Genomic DNA, 12,061 nt, shown 5'->3' with positions numbered 1-12,061 from the left:
CTTAAGTATCCCGTGTTACAGGTGCAACCATCACACCTGTAACACGAGAACGACGGGATAATTATTCGACGCCTTTACTACGCAGGTAATCTTCGTAGTTACCGGTGAAGTCGATTACGCGTTCCGGCGTAATTTCAATCACGCGGGTTGCCAGCGAGCTGACGAACTCACGGTCGTGAGAAACGAAGATCAGCGTGCCCTGGTACATTTCCAGCGCCATGTTCAGCGATTCGATAGATTCCATATCCAAGTGGTTGGTCGGTTCATCCATAACCAGGATATTCGGTTTCTGCATCATCAGCTTACCGAACAGCATGCGTCCTTTTTCACCACCAGAGAGCACTTTCGCAGGTTTCTTGATATCGTCCTGGCTGAACAGCAGACGGCCAAGGAAGCTACGTACTACCTGCTCATCATCGCCTTCCTGCTTCCACTGACTCATCCATTCGAAAACGGTCAGATCGTTTTCGAACTCGTATTCATGATCCTGCGCGTAGTAACCGACCTGGGCGTTTTCAGACCACTTAACGGTACCGTTGTCCGGCTGTAAGTCGCCAACCAACGTTTTCAGCATAGTGGATTTACCCACGCCGTTGGCACCAATGATGGCAACCTTCTCCCCTACTTCCAGCAGGAGGTTGAAGTTTTTAAACAGCGGGCCTTCATCAAAACCTTTCGCCAGCGCTTCCACTTCCAGCGCGTTACGGAACAGTTTCTTATCCTGTTCGAAGCGGATGAACGGGTTCTGACGGCTGGACGCTTTCACTTCGTCGAGCTTAATCTTATCAATCTGACGCGCACGAGAAGTCGCCTGTCGAGATTTAGACGCGTTGGCGCTAAAGCGGCTGACGAAGGATTGCAGATCGGCAATCTGTGCTTTCTTCTTGGCGTTATCGGCCAGCAGACGTTCACGCGCCTGGGTTGCCGCCGTCATGTATTCGTCGTAGTTACCCGGATAAACACGCAGTTCGCCGTAGTCCAGATCCGCCATGTGCGTACAGACCATGTTCAGGAAGTGACGGTCGTGCGAAATGATGATCATGGTGCTGTCACGCTCGTTCAGCGTCTGCTCCAGCCAGCGGATGGTGTCGATATCCAGGTTGTTCGTTGGTTCGTCGAGCAGCAGAATGTCCGGGTTAGAGAACAGCGCCTGTGCCAGAAGCACACGCAGCTTCCAGCCGGGCGCGACTTCGCTCATCGGGCCGTAATGCTGTTCTACCGGAATACCTACGCCCAGCAGCAGTTCACCCGCACGCGCTTCCGCAGAGTAGCCGTCCATTTCGCCATACTGAACTTCGAGGTCAGCAACTTTATAGCCGTCTTCTTCGCTCATCTCGGCCAGAGCGTAAATGCGATCGCGCTCCTGCTTCACTTCCCACAGTTCAGCGTGACCCATGATCACGGTGTCGAGCACGGTGAACTCTTCAAAGGCGAACTGATCCTGGCGCAGCTTACCAATGCGCTCGTTAGGATCGAGGGAAACGTTGCCCAGCGTCGGTTCGAGATCGCCGCCGAGAATTTTCATAAAAGTGGATTTACCGCTACCGTTCGCGCCAATCAGGCCGTAACGGTTGCCGCCGCCAAATTTGACGGAAATATTTTCAAACAGCGGCTTACTGCCGAACTGCATGGTGACGTTGCTGGAAACTAACACTGGCGTATCCTGAAAGAGAAAGAAATATGTGACAAACCGCTTATTATGCCATAAGTCTACAAGAAGATCGCGTCTTCATGCGGAAGGGGAAAAGTGAAACCAAAAGGAAAAAAATGTGATTTAGTACACATCCGAATTCCTTGTTGCTCAGATTGCACATATAATGCGTGCCCAACACTACATAAATCTCAACCCACTAGCCTGCCTGGCACTGAATCTCGCATACATGAATATGAATATGAAATTAACAACGCTTTTCGCGGCGGCACTCGCAATAGTTGGTTTTTGTAATACCGCTTCAGCCGTCACGTACCCGCTGCCGACTGATGGTAGCCGTTTGATTGGCCAAAACCAGGTCATTACTATTCCTGAAGGCAACACCCAACCGCTGGAGTATTTTGCGGCAGAGTATCAGATGGGTTTGTCTAACATGCTGGAAGCCAACCCGGGTGTGGATACCTTCCTGCCGAAAGGCGGCACCGTGCTGAACATTCCTCAGCAGTTGATCCTGCCGGATACCGTGCATGAAGGTATTGTTATCAACAGCGCTGAAATGCGTCTGTACTACTACCCGAAAGGCACCAACACCGTAATTGTTCTGCCGATCGGTATCGGCCAGCTGGGCAAAGACACGCCAATCAACTGGACCACCAAAGTAGAACGTAAAAAAGCGGGCCCAACCTGGACGCCAACGGCGAAAATGCATGCGGAATACCGCGCTGCGGGCGAGCCGCTGCCAGCCGTTGTTCCGGCAGGTCCGGATAACCCGATGGGACTGTACGCGCTGTATATCGGTCGCCTGTATGCCATCCACGGCACCAATGCTAACTTCGGCGTAGGCTTACGCGTCAGCCACGGTTGCGTGCGTCTGCGTAACGACGACATCAAATTCCTGTTTGAAAATGTGCCAGTCGGCACCCGCGTACAGTTTATCGATGAGCCGGTAAAAGCCACTACCGAACCAGACGGCAGCCGTTACATCGAAGTACATAACCCACTGTCTACGACTGAAGCACAGTTCGAAGGCGGAGAAATCGTACCGATTACCCTGAACAAGAGCATTACCAGCATCACCGGTCAGTCTGACGTCGATCAGGCCGTCGTTGAGCAGGCGGTACAGAACCGTTCAGGTATGCCGGTTCGTTTGAACTAATCTGCTATATATGCCCGATGGCGCTACGCTTATCGGGCCTACCAACGCAGTAGGCCGGATTAGGCGCCAGCCGCCATCCGGCACATCACATCAATTACATCAACAGCAGCAAACCATACCCCACCAGCGCCGCCCATATCAGCATCGGTACCGAATACCAATGAAAACGCCACCAGATCCGTCGGTCGTTTGCCATCCGTAACGCAATGAGATTCGCCAGCGATCCCGGCAACAGACCAAAGCCGCCCACATTAACCGCCCAGGCCAGCAGCAGCGTCGGCGGGACATAGTTCAGCAACAAAATCGTACTGGGCACATTACTGATAAACTGCGACAGGCCAATAGCCGTTAACCAAAGTCCCGGTGCTGAGAGCGTGCCAATCTGGTGGGAAATCCCCTGCAAGGCCGGGAGCTGCGTCAGCAAATGCACATCAATGAACATCGCCATAAACACTAACAGCAACGTCCAATCCACGCTGAGGATCACGCGACGCGCCAGTACCATGAACCCTGCCGCCACAATAGCCAGACCCCACAGCTCTTGCTTTAACTCCAGCGCCGCCAGGAAGATGATATACAGCGCCAGACAACTCCATACCAGGCGTGGTTGCCAGTCAGGCGCGCGCGTACCGGTATGATAGTGCAACGCTTTATGCGGGAAACTGAACCAGCACAGCACCACCAGCGTCAGCATCATGGCCCCCGCAAGCGGCGCCATTTGCCAGGTAAACGCGGTAAACGATAAGCCTGAGCGTCCCCACATCAGAATGTTTTGCGGATTACCTATTGGCGTGAGCAACGATCCGGCGTTTACCGCCAGCGCCTCAAAGATAATCAGGCGATTCACCGGAATGGCACATAATTTTTTCAGGGTGATGGTCAGCGGAACAACAATAAACAATGCAACGTCGTTGGTCAGAAACGTCGACAACAACGCCGCCGCCAGCACCATAAATATCGCCAGCTGGCGCTCTGTTTTGAAGCGGCGGGTCATCTTGCGCCCTAACACATCGAAATAACCGCTTAGCTCCACGCCTTTGGTCAGTAACATCAGCCCGCTAAGCGTGATAATCGTGTGCCAGTCAATTGCCCCTGGCCAGGACCGGGGCGTAAATGGCGTGAACAGACTCAGTACAACCCCAACGATGATTAACAGCTGGAAAAAACGATCGCGCTGTAAGGCACGTAATAAAGGAAAACTCATTCAGAGCCAGTTCCTTGCTGTTGCGTAAACCGGCTAAAAGCCTCCAGCGTTTCCTTACTGACGTGATGCTCCATCCCCTCCGCGTCGCGACGGGCAATTTCCGGGCTGATGCCTAACATCAACAGGAAATTTTCCACAATCTGATGACGTTCCCGGCTCTCCTGGGCTAGTCGTTCACCTTCTGCGGTTAAAAACACCCCACGCCACGGGATCATTTCAATCAATCCGACTGAAGCAAGGCGCTTAAGCATTTTAGCAACCGTCGGCTGGGAAACCCCAAGTCGCGCTGCCATATCCACCTGGCGCGCTTCACCTACCTCAATAATGAGATCGGAAATCAGCTCTACGTAGTCATCAATCAGCTCGCGGCGATGCGCCTCCCGGACCTGACGAAATCCTTCAACGTGTTCTTCAACATTCACCAATTGCGTCACTTTTTTTGTTGTTGGCATACCTGCGCGACGACTCATTCTGCTTCCTCGTTACTGTGACGCGTTAACGGCATCTGATTAGAGAGCGCTCATTGTAAACCAGAGTTGCGTGGGCACAAAAAATTAACGTTTTAGCAATAGCTATATAATATAGCCTGTGCTATATCTGTATATAATAAAGACATCCCTCAAGGACTGATGGGATTGTGAAGTCAGGAGGTTTACATGAATGAATTTAAGAGGTGCATACGCGTGTTTAGTCACTCTCCCTTTAAAATACGGTTGATGCTGATCTCTATGCTGTGTGACATGATTAACAGCAAACCAGAGCAGGATAAACCTTCAGAAAAATAATGCGGCGTCGCGGTACGCCGCTTCATTTTCCTGCCGTCATTCGGGTACGGTGGTGGTTTTCGTCTCAATAACCTTTCTTTTTGTCAGTTTTGCCACGCCCCTCGCAAAACAATTTCTTTGTAGTAGTTGACCTTCTCTTGCGCACACTCTATCTTTTCGCAGCCCTGCGTATATTGCGGCTCGCGGATGCGGACCCTATCCCTCTTCTCGCTCTCTCAGGCAGGCAATGACCCTTAGCGCCAGGGTAAGCACATGGCGTTTTTGTAACAGTGGCATATGAATTTAACCCTCAAAGATTCAATCATTGCTCGTAGCCGGGCAATTAGTCCGTGGACTGGCCTCTATTTCTTACAGTCTCTGCTAATAAACCTTGCTCTGGGCTATCCGCTTAGCCTGCTCTATAGCGTTGCTTTCACCTGTATATTGATGCTGCTGTGGCGTAGCGCGCCGCGCGCGCAGAAAGCACTGATTGGCATTTGCTCACTCATTGCGGCAATGTACTTTCCGTTCGGCCAGGCTTACGGCTCACCGAACTTCAATACCTTGCTGGCGCTGCACTCAACCAATATGGAAGAGTCAACCGAGATCCTGACCATCTTCCCCTGGTACAGTTATCTGGTTGGGGTGTTTATTTTTGCCCTTGGCGTTATCGCCGTACGCCGTAAAAAAGATGTGCAGCAGCGCAGCTGGAATAAGTTCGACAGCATTTGTTTGCTGTTTAGCGTTGTCGCATTCTTTGTTACCCCGGTACAAAACCTGGCCTGGGGCGGCGTGTTCAAGCTGAAAGACACTGGCTATCCGGTTTTCCGTTTCGCCAAGGACGTTATCGTCAATAACAACGAAGTGCTCGACGAACAAGAGCGTATGGCGAAACTGTCGAGCGTAAAAGACAGCTGGACGGTAACCGCCGTTAAACCGAAGTATCACACCTACGTCGTGGTAATCGGTGAAAGCGCCCGCCGCGATGCGTTAGGCGCGTTTGGCGGTCACTGGGATAACACCCCGTTTGCCAGCTCCGTTAACGGCTATATCTTTGCGGATTACATTGCTGCCAGCGGTTCAACGCAAAAATCGCTCGGCTTAACGCTTAATCGGGTAGTGGATAATAAACCCCAGTTCCAGGATAACTTTGTCACCCTGGCTAACCGCGCGGGCTTTCAGACATGGTGGTTTTCCAATCAGGGACAGATTGGTGAATACGATACGGCCATCGCCAGCATTGCGAAGCGCGCTGATGAGGTTCAGTTCCTCAAAAGCGGTGACTTCGAAGCGGATAAAAACACCCGTGACGAAGCGCTGTTGAAGATGACTGCCCAGGTGCTGGCAACCGAGCGCACCCAGCCACAGCTCATCGTGCTGCATTTAATGGGCTCGCATCCGCAGGCCTGTGACCGAACACAGGGTAAATACGAGACTTTCGTCCAGTCAAAAGAGACATCTTGTTATCTGTACACCATGACGCAAACGGATGACCTGCTGCGCCAGCTTTACGAGCAGTTACGTAACAGCGGTAATAGCTTCTCGATGGTCTATTTCTCCGATCATGGCCTCGCGTTTAAAGAGCGGGGAAAAGAGGTGCAGTACCTGGCGCATGACGATCAGTTCCAGCAGAATTTCCAGGTGCCTTTCATGGTGCTGTCGAGCGATGATAAAGCGCATCGGGTGATTAAAGCTCGTCGCTCCGCCAATGATTTCCTCAGCTTTTTCTCGCAGTGGACGGGGATAAGCGCAAAAGAAATCACCAACAGCTACCGCTTTATCTCAGAGAAAAAAGCCGGGCCGGTGTACATCACCAACTTCAAACTGCAGAAGGTGGATTACAACCATCTGGGTACCGATATTTTCTCAACCAAATAATACGTTGTCGGCCGGATAAGGCATTTTGCTACCGATGCCTGATGCGCTGCGCTTATCAGGCCTACAACGACATTCCTTCCTGCATTACACGCAAAAAAAATCCGCCCCAAGAGGCGGATTTTTCATATCACCGAAGTGATTAGAAGCGGTAACCCACGCCAGCAATCCAGGTGCCAACGTCAACGCTACGAATACGGCTCTGCTCGTAGGAGAAGTCCAGAGCAACGTTTTCGATCGGGTTGAACTGCAGACCAGCACCGTAAGAGAAACCGTAGTCGCTGGTGCTGTGGTTGTCAGCCGGAGATGCTGCGTTCTGGAATTTACCGTAACCAACACCCACTACACCGTAGATGCTTGCCCAGTCGTTCAGACGGTAAGCCGGACCAGCAGTGATGCCGTAGTACTGGGTTTTGTTGTAGTCGCCAGAAGCATCGGTACGATCTTTTTCAGTGTAAGTGAAGGAACCGATAACACCCAGCGGGTTGTTGTCCTGCTCGTAGCGATACTTCAGGTTGAAACCGTTCATTTTGTTCGCTGCGCCCTGAGCATCGCTCTGAGCGTAACCACCGGTAACGGTAGAAGTAGCAGCTACAGCAGTACCTGCGGAGAAAGCCAGAACAGCGGCCAGTGCTGAAAGACATGCAATTTTTTTCATAACCACCTCAAATGTGCTTCAAGTAAATCTTAAGTTTTAAATATACCAAAAATTGATGGGAAACTCTTTGCGATTCGCGATGTCTAACGGGGTCTTTCATGTAACAGAACATTTCAAAAACCCGCTATCTCTTTCAATTAACATCACTTTTTCAACTAAAAATACCATTATTGCGCGCACAATATGGCACATTCATCCAGAACATTCCTAATCACACAGATTATTAATCCATCATTTTCATGCCATTGTACGGAACTGAGCAATTTTTTTTTCAACGAATACTCAACCAGTTGAGCGTAATTCCATTACACTCGCTGTTTTACTTTTCTATACATAAAGTCATCTGCGTCGTAACCATGCTGAAGCGTGGCACAGATGGAGACGTGTAATCATCATTTGACAGGAGAAAGGATGCCGGGGTTGTCACGTAAAGCGCCAGTCTGGTTGCCTATTTTGGTTTTGCTTATTGCTATGTCCTCCATTCAAAGCGGAGCATCACTGGCAAAATCGTTGTTCCCACTCGTCGGTGCGCCGGGCGTTACCGCGCTGCGCCTTGCGCTGGGTACGCTCATTCTTATCGCTTTCTTTAAGCCCTGGCGTTTACGATTCGCCAAAGAACAACGCCTGCCGCTACTGTTTTATGGCCTGTCTCTGGGCGGGATGAACTACCTTTTCTACCTGTCAATCCAAACCGTCCCACTGGGAATCGCCGTGGCGCTGGAATTTACCGGCCCGCTCGCGGTAGCGCTGTTTTCATCCCGACGCCCGGTGGATTTCATTTGGGTTGCGTTGGCAGTGCTCGGGCTTTGGTTCCTGCTGCCTCTGGGTCAGGACGTTTCTCACGTAGATTTAACCGGCGCAGCGCTGGCGCTGGGGGCTGGCGCCTGCTGGGCCATCTATATTCTTACCGGGCAGCGAGCCGGGGCGGAACACGGTCCGGCAACCGTCGCGGTAGGGTCATTCATTGCAGCACTGGTATTTGTTCCAATCGGCGCACTCCAGGCCGGAGATGCCCTGTGGCACTGGTCCATTCTGCCGTTAGGTCTGGCCATTGCAGTCCTCTCTACTGCGCTTCCCTATTCGCTGGAGATGATTGCTTTGACGCGCCTGCCTACACGTACTTTCGGTACATTGATGAGCATGGAACCCGCGCTGGCAGCGGTTTCCGGAATGATCTTCCTCGGTGAAACACTGACGCTTATCCAGACGCTTGCTCTGGGCGCCATTATTGTCGCATCAATGGGCTCTACGCTTACTATTCGTAAAGAGCCACAAATAAAACAAGTCGACGTGAATTAACCACGTATTATTCTGCATGGTTTGCATAATCATGCAGAATATCCAATTGTAAATCTGCGTGATAATAATTCTAATAAATATAATTTTCTCATCCGCATATTTCATTTAATCTTAAAATTAACATAAAAATAACACCACGCAAGTAACAATACACTCATCACATTGATTTTATTTGATATTTTATATTTACCCTCTTCTTCGCTATTAAAGTGATAGGCAACACCGGAAACAAAAATCCAAATTTAGCGCTATACTTAATTCCGTTGAAGAGTTGGGACATAAATATCAAGAGGATATGAAAATATGAGTACCGCGAAACTGGTAAAAACAAAAGCATCCGCCCTCCTTTATACCCGCAACGATGTATCTGATAGCGAAAAGAAAGCGACCGTAGAACTGCTGAATCAGCAAGTAATCCAGTTCATTGACCTGTCATTGATCACCAAACAGGCTCACTGGAACATGCGCGGTGCAAACTTCATTGCAGTACATGAAATGCTGGATGGCTTCCGTACAGCCCTTACCGATCACCTCGACACCATGGCTGAACGCGCCGTACAGTTGGGCGGTGTGGCACTGGGCACAACTCAGGTTATTAACAGCAAAACGCCTCTGAAAAGTTACCCGCTGGATATCCATAGCGTACAGGACCACTTAAAAGAGCTGGCCGAACGTTATGCCGTAGTTGCAAACAGCGTACGTAAAGCTATCAGCGAAGCAAAAGACGAAGATACCGCGGATATCTTTACCGCAGCTTCTCGCGACCTCGATAAATTCCTGTGGTTTATCGAAGCCAACATTGAGTAACAGCAGGCATAAGAATTACCTATATAACCCTCGCTTCGGCGGGGGTTTTGCACATCTATGGTGCATAACATTGATCATTCGCCACTCCAAAGTAAATTATTTGTAATAATCACCTCACACAATCGTTAACGAAAGATTGTTTTATCAACAATTTTTACGCTAAATAGTCATACCGTTTGCACCGTGACTGGTTCGCACCAAATGAGTGCCCCAAAACAGTGCAGATTATTCGCTATGCCCTACTTATTGTGCAGAAAAACGAGACACCCTCTTGTTAAAACAATGAGTTGCAAAATTGGCACGATTTTTTCATTAAGCCATATGTTCTCGCAGGGGATCGCCCCGTGGATATAAAAGGAAATCCTATGAAGTCTGTATTAAAAGTTTCACTGGCTGCACTTACCCTGGCTTTTGCGGTGTCCTCCCATGCCGCAGATAAGAAACTGGTTGTCGCAACCGACACCGCGTTTGTACCGTTTGAATTCAAACAGGGTGACAAATACGTTGGTTTTGATGTGGATCTGTGGGCTGCCGTGGCCAAAGAACTGAAACTGGATTATGAACTGAAACCGATGGATTTCAGCGGCATCATCCCGGCTCTGCAAACCAAAAATATCGACCTGGCACTGGCAGGTATCACCATCACCGATGAGCGTAAAAAAGCGATCGACTTCTCCGACGGCTACTACAAAAGCGGTCTGTTAGTGATGGTGAAAGCGAATAACAACGACGTCAAAAGCGTAAAAGATCTGGACGGTAAAGTCGTTGCAGTTAAGAGCGGCACCGGTTCCGTTGATTACGCGAAAGCGAATATCAAAACCAAAGACCTGCGTCAGTTCCCGAATATCGATAACGCATATATGGAACTGGGCACCAACCGCGCAGACGCTGTACTGCACGACACACCAAACATTCTTTACTTCATCAAAACAGCTGGCAATGGTCAGTTCAAAGCTGTAGGCGAATCGCTGGAAGCCCAGCAGTACGGTATCGCCTTCCCGAAAGGCAGCGATGACCTGCGTGAAAAAGTGAACGGCGCGCTGAAAACGCTGAAAGAGAACGGTACTTACAACGAAATCTACAAAAAATGGTTCGGTACTGAACCTAAATAATAACCGGCAGCGTTGCCCGGTGGCGTGATGCTTACCGGGCCTACGCCTGGATTTTTGAGACCTGTAGGCCGGATAAGCACAGCGCATCCGGCAAAACGGGCATTTGAATATTTACACCACGGTAACAGGAACGACATATGCAGTTTGACTGGAGTGCCATCTGGCCCGCCATCCCGCTTTTGATTGAAGGCGCCAAAATGACCCTGTGGATCTCGGTCCTCGGTCTGGCTGGCGGTCTGATAATCGGACTTGCAGCAGGGTTTGCGCGCACTTTCGGCGGTTGGATCGCCAACCACGTAGCGCTGGTGTTTATCGAAGTCATTCGCGGTACGCCAATCGTTGTGCAGGTAATGTTTATTTACTTCGCTCTGCCAATGGCATTTAACGATTTACGCATTGACCCCTTTAGCGCCGCCGTTGTCACCATCATGATCAACTCCGGGGCCTATATTGCGGAAATCACCCGCGGTGCGGTGCTCTCAATCCATAAAGGGTTCAGCGAAGCCGGTTTGGCGCTTGGACTTTCACGCACAGAGACTATCCGCCACGTTATTTTACCCCTCGCACTGCGTCGTATGCTGCCACCGCTGGGCAACCAGTGGATCATCAGCATTAAAGATACCTCGCTGTTTATTGTCATTGGCGTCGCTGAACTGACCCGTCAGGGCCAGGAAATCATTGCCGGTAACTTCCGCGCACTGGAAATCTGGAGCGCCGTTGCGGTGTTCTATCTGATCATTACGCTGGTGCTGAGCTTCATTCTGCGTCGTCTGGAAAGAAGGATGAAAATCCTGTGATTGAATTTAAAAACGTTTCTAAGCACTTTGGTCCAACTCAGGTGCTGCACAATATTGACCTGAACATTCAGCAGGGCGAAGTGGTGGTGATTATCGGTCCGTCCGGGTCCGGTAAATCTACCCTGCTGCGCTGCATTAACAAGCTGGAAGAGATAACCTCCGGCGATCTGATCGTCGATGGTCTGAAAGTAAACGATCCGAAGGTAGACGAGCGCTTAATCCGTCAGGAAGCCGGAATGGTGTTTCAGCAGTTCTACCTGTTCCCACATCTGACGGCACTGGAAAACGTCATGTTCGGACCGCAGCGCGTACGCGGGGCGAATAAAGAACAGGCCGAGAAACTGGCGAAAGAGCTGCTGGCAAAAGTGGGTCTGGCCGAACGTGCACATCACTACCCTTCTGAACTGTCCGGTGGTCAACAACAGCGTGTGGCTATTGCCCGTGCGCTGGCAGTAAAACCGAAAATGATGCTGTTTGATGAGCCAACCTCAGCACTCGACCCGGAACTGCGTCATGAAGTTCTGAAAGTGATGCAGGATTTGGCGGAAGAAGGGATGACCATGGTGATTGTGACCCACGAAATTGGCTTTGCCGAAAAAGTGGCTTCACGCCTGATTTTCATTGATAAGGGACGAATTGCCGAAGACGGTAATCCGCAGGCCCTGATTGAAAATCCCCCCAGCCAACGCTTACAGGAATTCTTGCAGCACGTTTCCTGATAGCTCAACCTCCCTTCGC

Annotated in this window: 12 protein-coding genes; 8 read left to right on the top strand and 4 right to left on the bottom strand. The window is 50.4% G+C overall.

Going from position 1 to position 12,061, the window contains the following annotated elements; all coding sequences use genetic code 11:
- Window positions 1-61: 61 nt before the first annotated feature.
- Complete coding sequence (locus OGY13_RS03190) at window positions 62-1,654, bottom strand: ABC-F family ATPase (protein WP_008784214.1); 1,593 nt, start codon at window positions 1,652-1,654, stop codon at window positions 62-64.
- A 232-nt stretch (window positions 1,655-1,886) separates the two neighbouring features.
- Between OGY13_RS03190 and ldtB the strand changes: the two genes are divergently transcribed.
- Window positions 1,887-2,807, top strand: coding sequence for a L,D-transpeptidase (gene ldtB, locus OGY13_RS03185; RefSeq protein WP_003035268.1), 921 nt, complete (start codon window positions 1,887-1,889; stop codon window positions 2,805-2,807).
- A gap of 94 nt (window positions 2,808-2,901) precedes the next feature.
- On the opposite strand, the gene OGY13_RS03180 is transcribed toward ldtB, so the two are convergent.
- Together OGY13_RS03180 and mntR are read right to left on the bottom strand one after the other, a co-directional pair.
- Window positions 2,902-4,011: an anion transporter gene (locus tag OGY13_RS03180; protein ID WP_048226004.1), complete on the bottom strand. Its 1,110-nt coding sequence runs from the start codon at window positions 4,009-4,011 to the stop codon at window positions 2,902-2,904.
- On the bottom strand, window positions 4,008-4,481 hold the full coding sequence (gene mntR / locus OGY13_RS03175) for a manganese-binding transcriptional regulator MntR (RefSeq protein WP_003831586.1): 474 nt from the start codon (window positions 4,479-4,481) through the stop codon (window positions 4,008-4,010). The genes OGY13_RS03180 and mntR overlap by 4 nt, the downstream gene beginning before the upstream one ends.
- Window positions 4,482-4,667: 186 nt before the next feature.
- Here mntR and mntS point away from each other — a divergent pair, with 186 nt between their 5' ends.
- Both mntS and OGY13_RS03165 read left to right on the top strand, forming a co-directional pair.
- Window positions 4,668-4,796 (top strand): manganase accumulation protein MntS, encoded by a 129-nt coding sequence (gene mntS / locus OGY13_RS03170; protein WP_213752077.1) that lies wholly within the window; start codon window positions 4,668-4,670, stop codon window positions 4,794-4,796.
- 276 nt (window positions 4,797-5,072) lie between these two features.
- Entirely contained in the window at window positions 5,073-6,653 is a 1,581-nt protein-coding gene (locus tag OGY13_RS03165) for a phosphoethanolamine transferase (protein WP_048214618.1), read from the top strand.
- 139 nt (window positions 6,654-6,792) lie between these two features.
- Here OGY13_RS03165 and ompX read toward each other — a convergent pair whose 3' ends face one another.
- Window positions 6,793-7,308: an outer membrane protein OmpX gene (gene ompX / locus OGY13_RS03160; RefSeq protein WP_048214619.1), complete on the bottom strand. Its 516-nt coding sequence runs from the start codon at window positions 7,306-7,308 to the stop codon at window positions 6,793-6,795.
- A 411-nt stretch (window positions 7,309-7,719) separates the two neighbouring features.
- Here ompX and rhtA point away from each other — a divergent pair, with 411 nt between their 5' ends.
- From rhtA to glnQ, 5 genes are all read left to right on the top strand, one after another.
- Complete coding sequence (gene rhtA / locus OGY13_RS03155) at window positions 7,720-8,607, top strand: threonine/homoserine exporter RhtA (protein WP_008784209.1); 888 nt, start codon at window positions 7,720-7,722, stop codon at window positions 8,605-8,607.
- A 303-nt stretch (window positions 8,608-8,910) separates the two neighbouring features.
- Window positions 8,911-9,414, top strand: a complete 504-nt coding sequence (gene dps, locus OGY13_RS03150) for a DNA starvation/stationary phase protection protein Dps (protein ID WP_003035253.1) — start codon at window positions 8,911-8,913, stop codon at window positions 9,412-9,414.
- A 365-nt stretch (window positions 9,415-9,779) separates the two neighbouring features.
- Window positions 9,780-10,526, top strand: coding sequence for a glutamine ABC transporter substrate-binding protein GlnH (gene glnH, locus OGY13_RS03145; RefSeq protein ID WP_003035251.1), 747 nt, complete (start codon window positions 9,780-9,782; stop codon window positions 10,524-10,526).
- A gap of 137 nt (window positions 10,527-10,663) precedes the next feature.
- Window positions 10,664-11,323 (top strand): glutamine ABC transporter permease GlnP, encoded by a 660-nt coding sequence (gene glnP / locus OGY13_RS03140; RefSeq protein ID WP_003035248.1) that lies wholly within the window; start codon window positions 10,664-10,666, stop codon window positions 11,321-11,323.
- The gene (gene glnQ, locus OGY13_RS03135) at window positions 11,320-12,042 is read left to right on the top strand and encodes a glutamine ABC transporter ATP-binding protein GlnQ (RefSeq protein ID WP_003035246.1); all 723 of its coding nucleotides are present in this window, start codon (window positions 11,320-11,322) and stop codon (window positions 12,040-12,042) included. Before glnP ends, glnQ begins: the two co-directional genes overlap by 4 nt.
- Window positions 12,043-12,061: the final 19 nt, after the last annotated feature.

The sequence above is a fragment of the Citrobacter sp. Cpo045 genome, from assembly GCF_030332875.1.
GTDB classification, from domain to species: domain Bacteria; phylum Pseudomonadota; class Gammaproteobacteria; order Enterobacterales; family Enterobacteriaceae; genus Citrobacter; species Citrobacter portucalensis.
This window is presented reverse-complemented; position numbering and strand designations above follow the sequence as displayed.

What these genes read in the sequence shown, in the direction of transcription:
- dps (WP_003035253.1), top strand. Translation starts at nt 8,911, where the DNA reads ATGAGTACCGCGAAACTGGTAAAAACAAAAGCATCCGCCCTCCTTTAT.
- OGY13_RS03180 (WP_048226004.1), bottom strand. Translation starts at nt 4,011, where the DNA reads ATGAGTTTTCCTTTATTACGTGCCTTACAGCGCGATCGTTTTTTCCAG.
- rhtA (WP_008784209.1), top strand. Translation starts at nt 7,720, where the DNA reads ATGCCGGGGTTGTCACGTAAAGCGCCAGTCTGGTTGCCTATTTTGGTT.
- mntS (WP_213752077.1), top strand. Translation starts at nt 4,668, where the DNA reads ATGAATGAATTTAAGAGGTGCATACGCGTGTTTAGTCACTCTCCCTTT.
- ompX (WP_048214619.1), bottom strand. Translation starts at nt 7,308, where the DNA reads ATGAAAAAAATTGCATGTCTTTCAGCACTGGCCGCTGTTCTGGCTTTC.
- glnH (WP_003035251.1), top strand. Translation starts at nt 9,780, where the DNA reads ATGAAGTCTGTATTAAAAGTTTCACTGGCTGCACTTACCCTGGCTTTT.
- ldtB (WP_003035268.1), top strand. Translation starts at nt 1,887, where the DNA reads ATGAATATGAAATTAACAACGCTTTTCGCGGCGGCACTCGCAATAGTT.
- mntR (WP_003831586.1), bottom strand. Translation starts at nt 4,481, where the DNA reads ATGAGTCGTCGCGCAGGTATGCCAACAACAAAAAAAGTGACGCAATTG.
- OGY13_RS03165 (WP_048214618.1), top strand. Translation starts at nt 5,073, where the DNA reads ATGAATTTAACCCTCAAAGATTCAATCATTGCTCGTAGCCGGGCAATT.
- glnP (WP_003035248.1), top strand. Translation starts at nt 10,664, where the DNA reads ATGCAGTTTGACTGGAGTGCCATCTGGCCCGCCATCCCGCTTTTGATT.